Annotated in this window: 19 protein-coding genes and 1 tRNA gene; 12 read left to right on the top strand and 8 right to left on the bottom strand. The window is 44.0% G+C overall.

What is annotated here, in order from left to right:
* Positions 1-17 precede the first annotated feature (17 nt).
* Positions 18-350 (bottom strand): hypothetical protein, encoded by a 333-nt coding sequence (locus V4467_05210; GenBank protein MES2088355.1) that lies wholly within the window; start codon positions 348-350, stop codon positions 18-20.
* 84 nt (positions 351-434) lie between these two features.
* Here V4467_05210 and V4467_05205 point away from each other — a divergent pair, with 84 nt between their 5' ends.
* Entirely contained in the window at positions 435-1,892 is a 1,458-nt protein-coding gene (locus tag V4467_05205; protein ID MES2088354.1) for a glycosyl hydrolase family 18 protein, read from the top strand.
* A gap of 30 nt (positions 1,893-1,922) precedes the next feature.
* Here the strand turns inward: V4467_05205 and V4467_05200 are convergent, their stop codons facing one another.
* The 6 genes from V4467_05200 to V4467_05175 all read right to left on the bottom strand — a co-directional run bounded on the left by V4467_05200 (position 1,923) and on the right by V4467_05175 (position 8,989).
* Positions 1,923-2,195 (bottom strand): hypothetical protein, encoded by a 273-nt coding sequence (locus tag V4467_05200; GenBank protein ID MES2088353.1) that lies wholly within the window; start codon positions 2,193-2,195, stop codon positions 1,923-1,925.
* A gap of 79 nt (positions 2,196-2,274) precedes the next feature.
* The gene (locus V4467_05195) at positions 2,275-2,994 is read right to left on the bottom strand and encodes a class I SAM-dependent methyltransferase (protein ID MES2088352.1); all 720 of its coding nucleotides are present in this window, start codon (positions 2,992-2,994) and stop codon (positions 2,275-2,277) included.
* A gap of 111 nt (positions 2,995-3,105) precedes the next feature.
* Positions 3,106-3,726, bottom strand: a complete 621-nt coding sequence (locus V4467_05190; GenBank protein ID MES2088351.1) for an alpha/beta hydrolase — start codon at positions 3,724-3,726, stop codon at positions 3,106-3,108.
* A 226-nt stretch (positions 3,727-3,952) separates the two neighbouring features.
* Positions 3,953-7,729 carry a LamG-like jellyroll fold domain-containing protein gene (locus V4467_05185; GenBank protein MES2088350.1) on the bottom strand — a complete coding sequence of 1,259 codons (3,777 nt, stop codon included), beginning with the start codon at positions 7,727-7,729 and terminating at the stop codon, positions 3,953-3,955.
* 475 nt (positions 7,730-8,204) lie between these two features.
* A tRNA-Gln gene (locus V4467_05180) sits at positions 8,205-8,275 on the bottom strand.
* A gap of 9 nt (positions 8,276-8,284) precedes the next feature.
* On the bottom strand, positions 8,285-8,989 hold the full coding sequence (locus tag V4467_05175; GenBank protein ID MES2088349.1) for a hypothetical protein: 705 nt from the start codon (positions 8,987-8,989) through the stop codon (positions 8,285-8,287).
* A 132-nt stretch (positions 8,990-9,121) separates the two neighbouring features.
* Here V4467_05175 and V4467_05170 point away from each other — a divergent pair, with 132 nt between their 5' ends.
* The 11 genes from V4467_05170 to V4467_05120 all read left to right on the top strand — a co-directional run bounded on the left by V4467_05170 (position 9,122) and on the right by V4467_05120 (position 16,569).
* The gene (locus V4467_05170; protein MES2088348.1) at positions 9,122-9,388 is read left to right on the top strand and encodes a hypothetical protein; all 267 of its coding nucleotides are present in this window, start codon (positions 9,122-9,124) and stop codon (positions 9,386-9,388) included.
* 158 nt (positions 9,389-9,546) lie between these two features.
* Complete coding sequence (locus V4467_05165; GenBank protein ID MES2088347.1) at positions 9,547-10,074, top strand: hypothetical protein; 528 nt, start codon at positions 9,547-9,549, stop codon at positions 10,072-10,074.
* Between the two features lie 87 nt (positions 10,075-10,161).
* The gene (locus tag V4467_05160) at positions 10,162-10,848 is read left to right on the top strand and encodes an endonuclease/exonuclease/phosphatase family protein (GenBank protein MES2088346.1); all 687 of its coding nucleotides are present in this window, start codon (positions 10,162-10,164) and stop codon (positions 10,846-10,848) included.
* A 66-nt stretch (positions 10,849-10,914) separates the two neighbouring features.
* Positions 10,915-11,130, top strand: a complete 216-nt coding sequence (locus tag V4467_05155) for a hypothetical protein (GenBank protein ID MES2088345.1) — start codon at positions 10,915-10,917, stop codon at positions 11,128-11,130.
* A gap of 70 nt (positions 11,131-11,200) precedes the next feature.
* Positions 11,201-12,169: a JAB domain-containing protein gene (locus tag V4467_05150; protein ID MES2088344.1), complete on the top strand. Its 969-nt coding sequence runs from the start codon at positions 11,201-11,203 to the stop codon at positions 12,167-12,169.
* Between the two features lie 154 nt (positions 12,170-12,323).
* A complete protein-coding gene (locus V4467_05145; protein MES2088343.1) occupies positions 12,324-13,388 on the top strand; it encodes a DUF4349 domain-containing protein in 1,065 nt (354 codons plus the stop codon).
* Positions 13,389-13,413: 25 nt separating this feature from the next.
* Positions 13,414-13,827 carry a DUF1761 domain-containing protein gene (locus V4467_05140; GenBank protein MES2088342.1) on the top strand — a complete coding sequence of 138 codons (414 nt, stop codon included), beginning with the start codon at positions 13,414-13,416 and terminating at the stop codon, positions 13,825-13,827.
* A gap of 48 nt (positions 13,828-13,875) precedes the next feature.
* Positions 13,876-14,286, top strand: coding sequence for a nuclear transport factor 2 family protein (locus V4467_05135; GenBank protein MES2088341.1), 411 nt, complete (start codon positions 13,876-13,878; stop codon positions 14,284-14,286).
* 117 nt (positions 14,287-14,403) lie between these two features.
* Entirely contained in the window at positions 14,404-15,225 is an 822-nt protein-coding gene (locus V4467_05130) for a hypothetical protein (protein ID MES2088340.1), read from the top strand.
* 403 nt (positions 15,226-15,628) lie between these two features.
* Complete coding sequence (locus tag V4467_05125; protein MES2088339.1) at positions 15,629-16,288, top strand: HD domain-containing protein; 660 nt, start codon at positions 15,629-15,631, stop codon at positions 16,286-16,288.
* A 5-nt stretch (positions 16,289-16,293) separates the two neighbouring features.
* Complete coding sequence (locus V4467_05120; protein MES2088338.1) at positions 16,294-16,569, top strand: GIY-YIG nuclease family protein; 276 nt, start codon at positions 16,294-16,296, stop codon at positions 16,567-16,569.
* 64 nt (positions 16,570-16,633) lie between these two features.
* Here V4467_05120 and V4467_05115 read toward each other — a convergent pair whose 3' ends face one another.
* Complete coding sequence (locus V4467_05115) at positions 16,634-16,786, bottom strand: hypothetical protein (protein ID MES2088337.1); 153 nt, start codon at positions 16,784-16,786, stop codon at positions 16,634-16,636.
* Between the last annotated feature and the right edge of the window lie 173 nt (positions 16,787-16,959).

Below are 16,959 nucleotides of genomic sequence, written 5' to 3'. Positions count from 1 at the left end.
CTTTTCTATTATCAAACCTAGCTCGGGTATTCCCATTTTCCATCTAAATAATTTGCCACACATCCACCTCCGCACGGCATTCCATCGGTATCATAATTAATGCTATGAATCGAAGCGGAAAATTGTGCGTTGGGGTTAAGCGACGGGTCCAAATAATTATTATTTGCTTTTTGGTAATTAAGTTCTATTTTTTCCCCATTTTCCAAAGTGACTTCAACTTCGTAGAGAAAGACGCCCTCCTCGTTACTTTTAAAACGCACTTCCTTGTAAGCTCGTCCTCTTAAAATAACATTGAAGATGGATTCGATTTCTTCTCGAGACGGAAATTGTTCTGGGCCTTTTTCGAACATATTTGTTTCTAGTACCATCCGTTGATTGTACTATACATTCAGAAATCACACTTCTTTTTCTTGTATTTCTGCTATTATGTAAATATGAGAATTACATCGAAAATTATCCTCCTTTTATTTTCTGTACCGCTTTTTCTCTTGCCAATACAAAACGTTTCTGCTGTCACGCGCTCGCTCTCGCTCGGACTTTCTGGAAGCGATGTTACTGATCTTCAGCGGGCGCTTATTGCCAAAAATTATCTTGCTGTTGGCAAAGATACAGGATATTTTGGTTTGCTCACCGACGCGGCTCTGAAAAAATTTCAATGCGATACAGGAATTATCTGCGCTAGCTCGGGCACAACAGGCTATGGAATTTATGGACCAAGAACTCAGGCGGCACTTTTGGGCGCTGGCTCCTCTTCAGGTTCCGGAACTACGGTTAGCAAAACATTCGAAATTTCCGGTTGGATACCATACTGGCGCACGGCTACAGGCACCACAGATGTTTTACAGCATCTCTCGCAATTAACCAGCGTCATGCCTTTCGGCTACACGATAAAAAGTGATGGCACACTCGCCGACACGGCGCACCTTACAGAAGAACCGTGGACCAGTTTCATCGCCGAGGCTAAGAAAAATAAAGTGAGAGTGATACCGTCTGTAATGTGGGGCAACGGCGACGCGATTCATAAAATTTTAAGTAACAGCACAACGCGCATCGCGCTTGAAGACGCAATTGCAAACGAAGTGATAAAAAATAATTTTGACGGCGTCGACATCGATTTTGAAGCTAAAAAACACGAAACGATACATTACTTTTCCACGTTTTTGAAAGGTCTGTATCAAAGAGTGGGGAAGAAATGGGTGTATTGTACGGTTGAGGCGCGCATGCCGCTTTTTGATCGCTACAGTCCCGGAGCTACCATTCCGCCCGACGCCCAAGATTTTGCCAATGATTATGTTGAGATGAATAAATATTGTGATCGCGTGGAAATCATGGCGTACGATCAGGGAACGATCAACGTACGTTTGAACGCCGCGCGATCGGCTCCGTACGCTCCGGTTGCTGATCCAGATTGGGTTGAGAATTTGGTGACATTAGCTGCAAAAAGTATTTCTAAAAATAAATTAGTGATTGGCGTCGCAACCTACGGCTACGAGTACACGGTCACGCCGCTTTCCGGTTCGGGATTTACGTACAAAGTATTGTGGCCATTTAATCCACGCTACGCGACAGAGATTGCCACCAAGCTCGGTATAACTGCGCAACGCAATAGTGCTGGAGAAATGGGATTTACCTATGATGCAAAACTTTTGGAACCCGCTCCGACCGGCGCCGACTCGACGCAAACTCAACAATTAAATTCGGTTTCAACATCCGTTGCTCAAAATGCCGGCTCGCAAGTTGCAACGAATCAACCTTTCAACTATATGTCGTGGAGCGACGCACAGGCAATTGCCGACAAAGTGGCTCTCGCCAAAAAACTCGGAGTTCGTGGTGTCGCTGTCTTTAAGTTTGATGGTGGGGAAGATCAGGGGGTTTGGAATGTTTTGAAGTAGGGGATTTATTTTTTCAATTGAAATACTCGTTTAGCAGGCGCGGTGTTTTGACATTTGAATGTCTAACCACTCATCTTTATTGATTAAGCCTCTGACCATTGCAATTCTTGTAAAGCGATCAAATTTTTCCAGATCGTCAGAACCAGTTATATCTTTTGCGAGGTCAGTAAATTTAGAAACTTCGTCGAGCAAGGATCGGGTTGCTTCTGGAAAACCTTCTGGATAAGGAACCCATGTACGCCAATCGATTTTACCATCGACGATGTACTCCTGTTCTGGTTCAGTTGGTTTTTCTGGGTTCATGAAAATGATTATAAGATACCTTGTTCGAAAGTAAAGATAACGAGATTATACCGCTCGCTTTCGACACCCCCCGGAGCGATTATTTTCTGACAATAAAATGAAAAACATGCCAATGCATCATCCTGCCAGTGGCCGTCGATTTTTCCTTGTCTTCTTCTGTAAAAGAAAGAATCTCGAGAGTTGAAAGTAAAGCCTTTACTTCTTCTAAGGTGTGGAAGTTCATACTTTTTTTATTGTAACTGCGGAGAATACCTCGCCCGCTCCCCGCCCGTACCGAGAGTACTCTGGTACGTTCGGGCGGGTGGGGCGAGGATGAATTCGCAACGACTACATGGGTCAGCGGAGCTGACTCTCCCACAACAAAGTTTGCCCCGCCGCCTCGCCTATTACCCGCCGAGGTCTTCCGAGGGATAAGTGTTCCCTTAGCTGCGGCGGGGATAGGACGAGGACAAACTTTATTTCCCCATTCATCGCCATTGCCAAACAACTGGCCAACCAAAATTCCATTTTTCTTTACAGAAGAAATTATTTTCTGAAAAACAGTTTCAAATGCCTCGGGCTTAATGAAGGGAAGTGAATATTGAGCATTTGCTAAATCAAATGTACCCACAGGAAAATCGTAGGTTTCGAAGTCACTGATTACGTACGTGAATTTTTCTTTTGGGAGTCCGTCAGCAATTTCTTTCGCAACCGCTTCTTTGTCTAATGCAATTACATGTTTAAAACCTTGATCCAGTAAATATTTGGAATCATTTAGGGCGCCTGATCCCAAATCAATTGCGATATCTCTTTTTGTCACAAATTGCAAAGCTTCTATTAGTAAAGACCGCGGTGGTTTATTTTTTGTTTGTTCAAAATATTGGGGCCATGTTGGGTATAACATATACTTGAAGCTTTTTATCCCATCATTTTACTTTTCTGAGGACGTATCTTTTTTAATCATTTTAATGATCTCTGGAAATTTAGTGATTTTAAAATGGCCATTTTTGCTCTTGTAAATGATGATTTGTGCATTCTTTAGCCTTTTTGCATATTTGTCAGCATGAACAACGGGAACCACGTCGTCATCTTTTGAGAACAACAGGTAGAGGTTTTTGGAATTTTCTTCGAGAAGAGATAAATCTGTTTTAAGTTCAAAACCGCCGGCCAAATCTTCGCCCAGCAAAGAGTCGTTGAAAGGTGGACAGACTAAGTACGTAGAGAGGGCTTTTTTGGATAACTTATTTTCTGAGAGATATTTGGCAAGAAAGATACCACCAAGAGAAGAACCGATTAAAATGAAAGGACTTTCAAGTAAGCCGAGATATCTTTCAAATAAAATTTTCCAGTCTCTATACTTTGCGTTATCTTGGAGGGGCATTCGCGGAGAGAAGATTTCAAAATTTTTTCCCAGACTCTTTTCCAAATATTCGCCAGACCAAGAAATTTTCTTTTCCGTCGAAACCTTTCTAGTCTTTAGGTAATGCAAATAATCTTTATCATTTTTGAAGGTCATTCCTCCATGGATTAGCAATACTCTAATTTTTTTCATGTGTGGTTTATTTCTGTAGCGGGGTCAGCCAGCAATTATTTATAAAATCTGTGCCCTAAATACATTTTTCATTGTTTGTAAACGGAAACTCCAGACAACACCAAAACCTGCCAAGACAATGAGAAAATAATTAAGGATGTTCGATTCAATCATAATTTAATAAAATAGTTTGTTAAAAAATGAAGTACTGTGGGACTTGGACCGTGAGTACACTTAACGTTAGTTGCTAATGTTGATTCACAAACGCTCGCGTACTTGGCCCGAAATACCCGGTGCCTTTGGCGAGTCCGTTTGGCGTGAGAATATCGGCGGCGTGTGAATCCTGAAACTTTACAAGCGCGGCACACGTCAGCAGACCGAAAAGATTTGTTTCGTTCCCCGGCGAGCCGACGCCGCTTTGTGCGATTAGAAATCCCTGCCCGTTTAGATACTTCTGTAACTCCTGTACGTCGAGTCCGGTCGTGTGGAGCGAAAGATTGCGAGAGAAAATAAATCCATTCATCGCAACCGGCGCTGTCGCACCAACTTGCAGAGCAATCGGGTTCGAGCATTTGCCGTAGCGATCGCAATATTTTATATAGAGCGTCTGGGAGCTTGTTGCTGTCCATTCGAGCGAACTGGTTGCATTGATATAAATTGCCGGAGCAAAATTAGTGCTCGTTGCTATCGCAATTGAAGTAATGTTAGTGCCGAAATTGAAACGCAAGACGGGTTTACTCGATGCACTGGTCGTACTGGCAGTTGCGGTAAATCCTCCTGCTGGCGCAGTCGGATACTGTGCGGAGAATCCGCCACTGCTTACTGAAACCGCATTGTGAACGGTAATGGCGGACGAAGTTGCATAGTTTCCTGCACTGTCGTGTGCGACGGCGACGATGGTATGTGATCCTTCCGCAACCGTCGTACTATCCCAAGTCACTGTATACGGAGCTACTGTGATTTCCGAACCGATTGAAGTATTTGTATCGAGCTTGAATTGTACGCCCGCAACACTAACGTCATCTGTTGCATTTGCCGAAAGTACCACCGAGGCCCCCGAAACTATTGCGCTGTCGGTTGGAGCAGTAAGAGAAACAGATGGAACGTTTGTGTCAGGTATATACACATCGTATTCGTGTATACTCCCAAGAGTCCCGTTAAAAGACAATGTGCCACTAGAATCTGTGGTGACTTGAGAGGTCGAGGTGCTATCGTGAGTCAAATCTTGATCTCTAACACTATAGGCCGTGCTTGGAGTCAGGCTATAAACTTTTAACGCGATGCTCGCAGAACCAGTCAATCCTTGTACTGTAAAAGTCTTAGCGGTAGAGAGCGAGGCTCCGGTTCCCGATATGTTATAGGTCAGATTTCCCGCTTCATCATTTCCGTTCCCTAGAAATACTTGAAATTTGCTGGTATGCACGTAGCCGGGTATAAACATCGTACCGGAATTGCTCAATACGGGCTGGCTCCATGTACCCGCGACCATATCAGGAACAAAATAATTTTCCGCAGTTATATTTCCTTCGACCGTACCAGTCCCTTCTTGTGGATTACCGTGTATCCACCGAGCCCACGCACTTACAGACAGATTGCCAAATGTTCCTGTCATTAAGTCCTCAGAAGTACCGTCGCCAAAGTTGTAGATTCCGAACGAATCTACACCGTCGAAACCTTTTCCTGCGTTGAAGTTGACAGTCTTAGTTTCGAGCGTAGCGCCACTAGAGTTTTTAAGAGTTGCAGTTACCACCGAATTATTCATCTCTAAATCGAACCCGTAAGTTGTACCGGTCGAGAGAGTAGTAGTAAACGACGTAAGATCTCTATTGCCGGAGCTATAAGCCGCGCCGTTGTAGTCAACACGGACACTCGGAATATTATTTGCGATAATTATTGAAACTGCGTCTGCGAGTGTAGTAGTGGCGCTGTTACGAAAACCAAACAAAGTAACAGCATTTGTTGCGGTTGATCCGATAGTAAAATTCCAGCTTGCTTTTATATGAGTGGTCTTATCGTAATTTCGGAGACTAGTGAATTTTTTATATACAGAGCTGAAAGTCGAACTACGGTCACCCGTATATGAAACGTACCCGCCACTATCCCATATAAATTTTGTTGCCCCATTACTGACGAAAGAATAATCCGACAAGTCTGTCGAGAAGTCGTCTGTCGATTCGGTAGTTGTAGAACTGCTATCGCTTATTCTCGTCACTATATTAGTGCAGCCGGAACAATTACTTGTGTATTGAGTAGCATTGACTGGCGGCACAACTGCCTCGGCGGTGTCATAAAAAAGCTGAATATGAGTATACGGATTGTTACCTGCTCCTAGATATGATGAGCGTGCGTAGTAATTGTCTGGCACCTGTGCCGGGGTGCCCCCAATATAAGTTCGCATCAAAGGATCATAGGTCGCGGTTAAACTACTATTGTTGTACCAACCGTTTGTCGCATCGTGTCCATAATCGCTCATACCAAAAAACGCATTGGCTGATCTAAAGTAGTCTGGAAATTTGGTAAGAAGTCCGTATGTATTGCCACCACCGCCTGAATAACCTATGACATTGATATTGTTCGAGTCTATGTAGCTTGCATAATGACTTTTTACATATTCAATGGCGTCAAAAAAATCATATATTTCTCTACCAGAATCGTCCTGTGTCCCCGCAGATCCTCCATAACCGCGCTTATACGTTTTAATTGCAAAAACCCCTTTTTGAGCAAGCCGTTGAATAATATCGTCACCAGTATAAGGGCCACGATAGCCATGCAAATCGATGACAACAGGCGCATTTGTAAGAGTAGAATCATAAGAAACATCCATTTTAAGGGCGAGTAAATCGAGGGTGGATGTGTATGTTATGTCGGTGGCAGTAATAAATTGCGCAATAAAGTTTATAGTTTGGGTCGTATCCAAAATTATTGTATCGGCGGTGGCGGATATAACAGGCGAGCCACTCGTGCTACTTTTTACAGTAAATATAGCCACGCCCGAGCTATTAGTGGTTGCTGAAGCGGGAGAGATAGTATCCGTCGCGTCCCTACTACTTGCAATAGTCACAGTTTTGTCGGAAAGAGGATTCCCAGAATAATCTTTAGCCGTCACCGTTATGGTGGTACTCGCAATACCATTTGAGGAGACGTTGTTAGTTGATGCAGTCATTGTCGATAAGGAAGCGCTTACAGCGGCCGATTCTGGGGTAGAACCAAAGTTAAAACCTGCACCAGCTGTGTAATTTGCTGAGACTTCTGCTGCGCTAAGGGCTTTACTGTAAATCGACGCCCGATGAATTGTCCCGACGACGTCTCTTAAATCGTCGTCCGGACACCCGCCAACAGTTACATTGGACGTATTTGAAACATATCCGCTACTGGCTGTGGCAGAAGCGACGAGAATGTTATTGATGTAAATTTTGCCAGCTTTTGTCGTATCGTCGAACGTAAAAACGATATGGTAGGTTGTTCCATAATTTAATATAGAGGAACTAATAAGATTTTGACTGCTCGCGGATCCAACGGTAATACTACTCCATGCTGTGCTGGCGACAAATGCCTGCACCTTTCTAGTACTTTTATCAATATTAATATTTATGCCAGTCGCGGTTGAATTCGGTGTCTTATCGATCAATCGGGGAAAAGTGTCCGACATGTTGCCCCAAGAGGTGCTGTCAGGCATGGTAAACCACGCTTCATAAGTTTGACTTAAACTATTTAGCGAATTGCTATTTGTGACCGTAATTTTGTCATTTATCCCATCTAATGTAACGCTGCCGTTTGCCCACGTCGGCGATCCCGCCACGGTACCGTTATTACTATTTCCTGAACTATCGGCTACAGTAGTGCCGCCATTCTCGCTTAAGTTAAGCGACATCACCAACGAGTCGGAGGTATAAGCCGCATAGGTGACTTGTGGAAGTAGAAAAATCGAAACAGAAAAAAGTGCCGCACAAAAAAGCAGAGGCGACTTAGCTCCGTGGGCTATACGAGAGAGAAAGACAGAGGAAAATGTGGTGCGTTTTTTCATACGTAAAACTAATTTCGATATTGTAGCACTTTTCCACAGGCCAAGTGGTTCTGTATATAGCAGCCGCCCGCACCGCCCCAAAGGGCCGACCCGCACATGACACTTTCCCCGTTCCACTCACTGAATTTTTTTTGGCGGGGGGGGGTACGAAAAAGCATGGAGGAAAGTGTCCTATGCGCTATGGGTATTACGGCAGAAGAGAAATTTAAGCATCAAAAGAACGGCAACGTCTATCGGTATGTGTACTACGCTGCACCAAAAAGAAAGGTAGCCGTTCGCAATCACATATCCGCGAAGAGCCGTTATTGGACGAAGCGGCAGAATCTAATGACTTCCCGTTCAAAAAGACCTCCTCCAAAAAATCTTCGGCTCGAACCTGCAAATGCAAAACAAAAAAGTGGAAGTATCCGCCCCTCCACCTTGGGCGCCGCCGCCCGCGCTATTTTTACGAAATCTGACGCGAGTTTTATTCGGGCTGCGGGGCTTGGAATCGAACCAAAATCTTCGCTTTCAGAGAGCGACGTGCTACCTTTACACCACCCCGCAATGATTTTGTCAATAGTACCTAAATCTTAACAATTTTATCGCTTTTTCTACCTCACTTTTTCTGGAAATCTGAATCGCATGATTGGACTCGCTACGATGAGGGTGAAAGCCGAGTTTTTTCATCAAACGAAACACATTTCGCAACATCGTTTCATTTTTATTACTAAAAAAGAACTTGAATGTTGAAGTTGGCAGATGAATACAGTGCGATCCTTCAGCCTCATAAAGACCGCGAAGGTATCTTACTATATACTGTTTATTTCCCAAAATCCACCGAGGGACTTTAATCTTTTTTTCGGCGCGAGGGCTAAAAGGTACACCCAGGCGTTTTTGAATATTTTTTTGATAAATTCGAATTCTTATACAGTTGCCCCATGTAACTTTGGCAACATAGGGTTTCTTTCTAAACATTTTTTGCATCAAACGAGCATATCTTTTTACAAAACTAGGATTATTAGCATTAGAAAAAATTGTCAGCTCCTCAGTTCGAGGGAATTTGCTCAAATGTCCATCGCCGAGCACCACACCAATCAATTCGGCCAAATCGCCATCCTTCTTAAGCTTGGGATATTTTGAAATCAATTTTCCAGAGGCACGCATTTTTTCGCGCCATTTTGCAAAATTATCCACACCGCTCAGCTTCATGGTTTCTGAAATTTTTCGAACAGAAGGGTGAGTATTTTTTGTAAATCCCTTACTCCAATTGCTCGGCATTGCTAAATTATATCAAATTCTATTTAAAATTTCCTACCATTAGATGATTTTCAGTAAAAGCTTTTATTTAATGTGGGGGAGTAGTATACTTTTAGGGTTGTTATTCATAATCTTATTTTAAGAAATAAAAATATGTCACAAGAAATGGGGAAGAATTTTGAACCATCTCCAGAAGCCCTTGCTTCGATATTTAAGGTTGGTGTGGAGGTAAATGTGGCAAGATCTAACGGTGATTTCCAGAACGGCTGGAGGATTACATGGACTGACGGTAATATATTTAATGTTGAAAAATTCCGAGACCCAGAAAAAGGTGTGACAAAAATGGTATCACTAAAAAAACTTGCACAGTGGAATACTCCAGGATTCAATCAACGATTGTATCCTCCAGAAGAAAAATAAAATTTTTAAACCAAACACAGGATTCTTTAAAGTACACATTCCAGCGTTCCGTTAGAAGAGTTGACAAAAGTATCGACTCATGATAAAAACATCGTGGGTGATTTGCGCTAAAACGCAAGATCACAAAAACGTACAAAACTCGGTTCCTTAGTTCTATTATGAAAAACCTCGCAGACTCGCTCGCCGTCGGTACCCCGCAACACGTTGTCGCCCACGCTAATTGGCGTCGGCACCGCAAAAGCGCCGGCCCCACTGCGCCGTTTAACGGCATTCGCAATCCGCGTCTCGCACTTCTGGCGGCGCGAACTGAAGTCGAACGTATGGGCCAGTCATTTGGTCATCGCCTCGCTGGACATTTGACCCAAACCCAGAACGGGTCAATTCCATTCGCGACGGTCGAGATGCAGACGCTGGCGCACGGCGTCGTGGCAGCAAAAGACACCCTTGGCGACGTGGACGTGTACTTCGACCGAGAAGGATGGAAACTGGCCGACCCTGAAATGATCGGCGCCGAAACCGCCTTTCCTCCCGGCCTTGAAGGTGCCGATATTGGCGTTCTTTTCGGGGCTATGTCTCAGTCGGAAATCATAACCTTCGCCGACGCCCGGAAGTTTGCGAAACGCTGTCTCGAAGCGCGTGGCAAGATTTCCTGGTATAAGAACGGTCCGAAGATCAGCATGCGGTAGGATTTCGGCTAAAGCGTGTCACACAAACTCAACTTCCGGTTGGGTTTTTCTTTTGGCTAACCAAAAATCAATTGCTATAATGAAAAAATGAAATTAAAAATTCTTTCGTGGAATATTTGGTACGACGGAAAGTTCGACGAGATTTCTAAATTTCTCACAGCTTTCGATGCAGACATCATCGGGTTACAAGAGGTGGTGCCGAATGACCCAACACGAGATACGATCGGCTTTTTGAAAAAACTTGGCTACCAAAGTCTTTTTGCTCCGGTTCTTGAAATACGAAATGATGGTCGGATTATGAGCAACGCCATTTTCAGCAAATATCCAATTGTTAGCAATAAGACTTATGTATTATCAGAAGCCGAAAGTCGCAACGCCCTACAAGCAGATATAAAAATTGGGGAAAAAATTTTGCATGTGTTTACGACGCATCTTTTGCACACACATCAAAAACCTTCGGAGATCCAAGAGCTTCAGGTGCAAAACTTACTGAAAGTTTTACCAAAGGAAAACACCATCATCATGGGAGATTTTAATGCTTTGCCAGAAAGCGCTGCTATCAAAAAAATGCGAGAAATTTTTGTTGATAGCGATCCGGCATCTCCACCAACTTGGAGCGTCTATCCGGAGGGTTGTTCGGGATGTACACCACACAAGATTTTTATTCGCTTAGACTATATTTTTACAAGCAAAGATATTAAAGTAAATTCACCCGCAGTGCACAACTCAAAAGGCTCGGATCATTTACCGATTTCGGCTGTGGTTGAAATATAAACTTTTATTCAAGCTCTTACCCTCATTTTTTTCTTGTGTTACTCTATAAAAAGATACTTGTTTTTTATGGAAGAGCCAACGCAAAATACTCCCGGTACAGAATCCAAAGTTTTGGTCAAAAACTGGATGGACGACTCGGCGATGCCCGAAGCGACCAAGAAACTGCTCAAAAGGATGAGTCGATTCAAGGGTCCAAAAGGTGAGCGGCCAAAACCGGATCGAGCGGTAGAAGGTTTTACGCCCAGGTATGGCTCAAGGTCAAGACGGCCCTCAAAACGTTAAAGTGAAGTACACCCTTCACTTTTTTCTTTAAAATAATTTTATGCAGTTTTTCTGGTAGATTTTTTGGTTTATGTTAGGATGCCGATTAGAAATGAATCTCGGCAATCGCCAACAGATTCAGTTGTGTCTGTACATACAAATTCAAAGAAAGGGAAATGCTATGCCAAAGAATGTAGAGTTCGTTGAATTCGAGGCGATTCGTGAGGCGGTAACGATGCCGCACATTCTCACTCACTACGGTTTGTTGGCGCGAATGAAGTGCTTTGGCAACACACTCATGAGTTGTTGCCCCATTCACCATGGACGGAAGCCTCGCCAATTTCAAGTTCGCCTCAAGGACGATACATGGAGATGTTTGAGCGAGTGCACACCGAACGTGGGAGCCAGTCACGTTGTGGATTTTGTCGCTCGCATGGATGGTATAGGTCATTATGAAGCGGCCAAAAAGATTATCGAATGGTTTAAGCTTCGTCCGGCGATACTATTCAGAGATATCGACAAGCCTATTGAGAGTTTGAGGGAACGCATTGCGATCGTTAGCCAAGCGATTCGGGATGGTCACAGGCTTGTGCAGGAGGCACAGGATTTCAATCTCGATTATTTTAAGAAAGGCAGGATGATTTGTGATGTCGCGAAAGCCGAATCATTTTTGTGCGAGAATACAGGTTGTGCTGTCGATTATTGGCGACGTCACATTGAAACTGCCGCCAACTATTGTCCTGACCAGGAATGCTTTGCCGTTCTCTTGCTCTCGTCCCAATTGCGCATTCTCGGTCACTATGTCACCACTCTGAATTTGGTCGATAGCGTACCCGTTAGTAGGGGAGAAGTTTTTCGGGCAGCCGTTTTGGCTCGAGCACGAGGGGTGGTTTTGATGCATAATCATCCGTCGGGTTGCACACGTCCTTCTAAGTCAGATGCACGAGCAACACAAATTTTGGGTCGAGCTGGTCAGATTCTGGATATCGAGGTTCATGACCATATCATTGTTTGCCCTACAAGCTATCAATCCATGCGTGAACTTCGTATTATCGGTTAAGTTCAAAATAAACCCTCCTCAGTCTTTGCTGAGTGGGGTTTTTCATTTTTCGTACTTCATCTGGGTGAACCGGGCATCTAGAATAAGATTTTTGAGGATGAAAAAAGGGAGATCGTCGCTTTTGGTTTAGTTTTCCGCGTGATACTATTATTGTATGAATGAAAATCCAATAAACCCTCGAATTTTTCACGCGAGAAATATTTCTTGGTTAACAATTATACTTGGACTTTTTGCTGTCGGGACTTTTATCGCGATTTCTAATGTGGGTCAACGATATTATTACGCTACGAGCGGGGGAATGATGGAAAAATCTGGCGGGACAACAGTAGCGGTTCCTCCAATGGCCGCTGGTACGCCAGCAAGAGACAGCAGTGTTTCAAACAGTATGGTGCAGGATGGAATGGGTTCGGTATATTATCCTTCTCCGTACTACAACCCTGATGTTCCCGTGACCGACACCCGTGAATTTTTGAAAGTCTATTACAACGCCTACATGCGCAGTCGCGATGTGCAAGCCTTGACGCATCGAGTTGAGACCACGGTCCGAGGATACGACGGCCGGATCGATCAAGAATCAAGTTCTGAAAAATATGGTTCGGTTAGTTTCGCAGTGCCTCAAAGTAAGTACGACGCGTTTCGCGCGGAACTCGAGGGACTTGTCGGCAGACGATTTATTACGGTCAATGTTTCGTCCCAAAATCTTTTGCCACAAAAATTGAGCATTGAAGAACAACAGAAGCAAGCTGACACTCAACTCGCCGATTACAAAACAACTCGACAGAAAATTGTGACAACCCACGCAGGAGTTGTACAATCAATTCAAGCAAGAATTGATGCCGACGAGAAACAGCTCGCAATGCTCCGCGCTCAAACTTCGACACCTCAAATTGAAGCTCAGATTGTCAGTTTTTCAAATGATTTGTTGTCGCTGAAACAGCAATTGGCCAAAGAGAGCGCATCCTATACAAGCCAGTTGGCAAATATTGATACTAATATTAAATATGCGCAGGAGTGGGTAGAAAAAGTAAAAACTCAAGACAAAACTCTTCTCGACAATGTTGCGACAGTTACTGGTACCGTCTCAATTCAGTGGATTAGTCTTTGGGAAATCGCACTTCTCTATTTGCCAGGATACTGGATTCCATCTATCTTTGCCGCGCTGACAATCCTATCGTTTCTTTGGGATCGACGGCGGTTTAAGGCGGTTGTGGTTGGGTAGGTAATTATCAAGTAATCGTATGTATATGGAAGTAAATTATATGTTGGTGGCGGTGGCAACAGTGGCCCAATTTATTTTAGGCGGTATCTGGTATTCACCATTGTTGTTTGGAAAATGGTGGATGGAATTTATGGAGTGCACCAATCTCTCGAAAGAGGAATTGCAAAAAATGCAAAAATCCATGATGCCGTTTTATGCCTTGCAACTATTTCTGACTTTCTTCACGACAGTTTCTTTTGCCAACTTGGTTCCATATGTGAGCGCTTTTAGTATCTACCATTTAGCGTTTTGGATTTGGATTGGATTTATTGTTCCGCTCCAAATTTCAAGTGTAGTTTGGGCTAACACCAAGAGGAAATTCTGGGCTAAGCAGATTTTTGTGATGGTGACAAATCAGCTCGTAAGTATTATGTTGGCGGCGTGGATTCTCTCGATGTAATCGGCTTTAAAAACCCCGTGAGGGGTTTTTTGTTAGGCAAGCATCAGTATGGAGCAATCTAATAAAAAACAATCCGGCAGACAAATTATGGAGCGAGCGATGCAGTCCGCGACGCAATTTTTGGAAATGGTGGTGGCGGGGGACATCGACCAAGCGTACGAAAAATATGTCGACATGAACGGTGTACATCACAATGCCTACTACCCCGCGGGTTTTGAAGCGTTGAAAAAAGGCATGAAGGAAAATCATGTTCAGTTTCCGAAAAAAAGTATTTCGGTTAAACACATGCTCGTTGACGGCGATCTGATCGCTACCCACTCGCATGTCAGGTTGGATCCCACCACGCCTGGAATTATTACTCTCCACCTTTTTCGTTTTGAAAGTGGCAAAATTGTCGAACTTTGGGACTGTGGGCAGGCAATCCCTCCTGATTCGCCAAATGCTGACGGACTCTTTTAGATCTCACGCCATTCAATTGAGACTTGACATTGTTATAAATTATGCATATAATGCTGGCCGGTCATCTCAGGAGAGCTGATCTTTTCACAAACCAAAAAATCAACAGAAAGCATTGTCTTGAACACAAAAAACAGCATAGCATTGCATCTTGCCGTGATTCTCGTCGCGAGCGTTGCACAGGCGCGGGATATCGACATCACCGCCAACGACGGCGGTCTGCATCCCCAACAATATGCGAACGACCCGCGCCCTGGAGTTCAGGAGGTTGGTTACGTTTCGCCGGCGTCGATCGCCGACAACAGTTGGGACTTAAAGCTTGTCGGCTACAATCCGACGACGCATACGGTCTCCATCGTCGGAGGGTTTAACTTCCTCACGGGAAATGGCCTTTACGCGATGGGCGATCTGTTTTTCAAAACGGGCGGGGGAGTCCTCCCGCATCCCAGTCGGCCAGCTCCGGTGGATGGTGCCTTCAATTACCCCAATCCGGGGTTTAACTACGCCGTTCATTTCACGAGCGTCGCTGGCAGCACCTTGCTCTATGATGTGTACGCTCTGTCGCCGGCGAGTGTCGTCAAGACGGTTTTGTTTGCTGCCAACGCCGAGGCTGATCCGTTCGCCCTCGTGCCGGATTCACAGTCCACACTTTTGGAAAGTGGCGTCGCAAATGTCACCGGCGGTTTGACCAGCGCGGTAGTCGACGCGGCGTTCAATACCGACATTGGTAACACCGGCGACAACTTTCAGTTGCAAGCCAACCTCGGTTTCCTCGCCGGCAAGGACTTCAGCTTATTCTGCACCTATGAGTGCGGTAACGACGCGCTGAAGGGTCAGTATATCGCCGCTGCCGTTCCGGTTCCTGAAGTTGGGACATGGGCCGCCGCAGTTGGTCTGCTCGTCGTCGCCGGTTTCTCGGCCCGGCGTTTGGTTAGCAAGTAGTCTGTTCTCGCATTTTTTCACAGATCGTACATTCACGTGTACGATCTTTTTCTTTTTCTGATATACTTACTGCAACAGAAATTATTAACTAACTAAAACGATATGGCAAAAGGAAACGACGCACGAAAGAAGGAAAAGAAGAAACCAAAGAAAGATAAGAAATAATTTACTTATAATCTCGCACCATTGCGAACAAAATCACATGGCAAAAAGAGCCTCACAAGACATTAAGAATAAAAAATCTCATTCACGAAAAACCAAGAAGCGTTTGGACAAGAAGCACGCGATGCTCGCGGCTCGAAAGAAATAGTTTCAAATATATTGGCAAAAAATCGAGATTTATCTCGATTTTTTTGTACCATTTCTGGTCATAAAACTCCTAATATCGTACAATAATCATATTGTGAACGACAAGGATACTATTAAACAGACCGAGGAATATGTTCAAAAAACTCTCAAGGCGCACGAGAGCGGACACGACTGGTGGCATATTGAACGTGTCAGAAATATCGCGCTCAAAATTGCCAAAGAAGAAAAGGCTGATCTTTTTGTGGTGGAACTTTCCGCACTTTTACACGATATCGCTGATCATAAATTTCATGGCGGAGACAGTACTGTCGGGCCAAAGGTGGCGCGGGAATTTCTTTCGGGGCTTGCTCTATCCGTGGAAGTTGTCGATCAGATTGTCGAAATTATCGACAACATGTCATTTAACAAAACTCTCGACGGAAAATCAGGCGTTAAGTCTAAAGAACTACAGGTAGTACAAGACGCTGATCGTCTCGATGCAATGGGCGCTATTGGGATTGCCCGGGCATTTAGTTACGGAGGTCATAAAGGCAGGCCATTTTATGAACCAAACACAAAACCAATAAAATATAAAAATAGCGAGGAGTATAAGAAAAATCCCGCGGGGACTACAATTAACCATTTTTACGAAAAATTATTGTTGCTCAAAGATATGATGAACACGAAGTACGGGAAAAAGTTGGCAAAGAAGCGACACGCCTTTTTGGAGAATTTTCTTGACGAATTTCTAGCGGAGTGGAAAGCTCTACGATAACTCGCATGGTGTACTTTACCTACATTCTCGAGTGCTCCGACAAAACACTATATGTTGGAAGTACCAACAATTTAGAACGCAGATTGCACGCGCACAATCATTTGAAATCCGGCGCTCACTACACCAAAATCCGCCGCCCTGTGGTTTTGAAATATTCGGAAAAATTTTTGAGATTAGGTGAAGCGCGTAAGAGAGAGGCCGAGCTTAAAGGATGGAATCGTCAAAAAAAGCTCACTTTAATAACAGAGCGTACAAAAACTATCGCCAGCCCTAGGTACTGAGACCAGCAGGTCGAACGTAGAAAGGAAAAACTACAACTGATTAATTCTCAGCCTTAACTTTACTTTAACGAGAGTGACTTTTATTTGATTGCTCTCGTGCTATTTTCTCCTGTTCTTTGGCCGCTTCGTGATGGGCGGCCGCGGCCTTCTCTTCCGCTTGATCCGCGCGTTTATCTGCGTGGTCAGCGTGTTTTTCTTTTGAATGTGAATAGGGCATAGTTTTATTTTTATTTAATTAATAACCACTGTCATCACTGGCAGCACCACCTTCTGGGTTCTCGTTCCCAATACTACCTTCCTTTTTTTCTGAATCATCTTCGTCTGCATCGTTATTACGTAAATAAGGCATAATTTTTAAATTAACCTAATAAAACTAAGAGAGAAATTTTC

It is taken from the genome of Patescibacteria group bacterium (assembly GCA_040390045.1).
Lineage (GTDB): Bacteria > Patescibacteriota > Minisyncoccia > Phycocordibacterales > SIBU01 > SIBU01.
The sequence above is the reverse complement of the archived record's forward strand: the minus strand, read 5'-3'. Positions and strand labels throughout refer to the sequence as shown.

Excerpts from the sequence above, each read along its gene's own strand:
- V4467_05210 (MES2088355.1), bottom strand. The coding sequence starts at position 350 with ATGTTCGAAAAAGGCCCAGAACAATTTCCGTCTCGAGAAGAAATCGAA.
- V4467_05205 (MES2088354.1), top strand. The coding sequence starts at position 435 with ATGAGAATTACATCGAAAATTATCCTCCTTTTATTTTCTGTACCGCTT.
- V4467_05200 (MES2088353.1), bottom strand. The coding sequence starts at position 2,195 with ATGAACCCAGAAAAACCAACTGAACCAGAACAGGAGTACATCGTCGAT.
- V4467_05190 (MES2088351.1), bottom strand. The coding sequence starts at position 3,726 with ATGAAAAAAATTAGAGTATTGCTAATCCATGGAGGAATGACCTTCAAA.
- V4467_05185 (MES2088350.1), bottom strand. The coding sequence starts at position 7,729 with ATGAAAAAACGCACCACATTTTCCTCTGTCTTTCTCTCTCGTATAGCC.
- V4467_05175 (MES2088349.1), bottom strand. The coding sequence starts at position 8,989 with ATGCCGAGCAATTGGAGTAAGGGATTTACAAAAAATACTCACCCTTCT.
- V4467_05170 (MES2088348.1), top strand. The coding sequence starts at position 9,122 with ATGTCACAAGAAATGGGGAAGAATTTTGAACCATCTCCAGAAGCCCTT.
- V4467_05165 (MES2088347.1), top strand. The coding sequence starts at position 9,547 with ATGAAAAACCTCGCAGACTCGCTCGCCGTCGGTACCCCGCAACACGTT.
- V4467_05160 (MES2088346.1), top strand. The coding sequence starts at position 10,162 with ATGAAATTAAAAATTCTTTCGTGGAATATTTGGTACGACGGAAAGTTC.
- V4467_05155 (MES2088345.1), top strand. The coding sequence starts at position 10,915 with ATGGAAGAGCCAACGCAAAATACTCCCGGTACAGAATCCAAAGTTTTG.
- V4467_05150 (MES2088344.1), top strand. The coding sequence starts at position 11,201 with ATGTTAGGATGCCGATTAGAAATGAATCTCGGCAATCGCCAACAGATT.
- V4467_05145 (MES2088343.1), top strand. The coding sequence starts at position 12,324 with ATGAATGAAAATCCAATAAACCCTCGAATTTTTCACGCGAGAAATATT.
- V4467_05140 (MES2088342.1), top strand. The coding sequence starts at position 13,414 with ATGGAAGTAAATTATATGTTGGTGGCGGTGGCAACAGTGGCCCAATTT.
- V4467_05135 (MES2088341.1), top strand. The coding sequence starts at position 13,876 with ATGGAGCAATCTAATAAAAAACAATCCGGCAGACAAATTATGGAGCGA.
- V4467_05120 (MES2088338.1), top strand. The coding sequence starts at position 16,294 with ATGGTGTACTTTACCTACATTCTCGAGTGCTCCGACAAAACACTATAT.
- V4467_05115 (MES2088337.1), bottom strand. The coding sequence starts at position 16,786 with ATGCCCTATTCACATTCAAAAGAAAAACACGCTGACCACGCAGATAAA.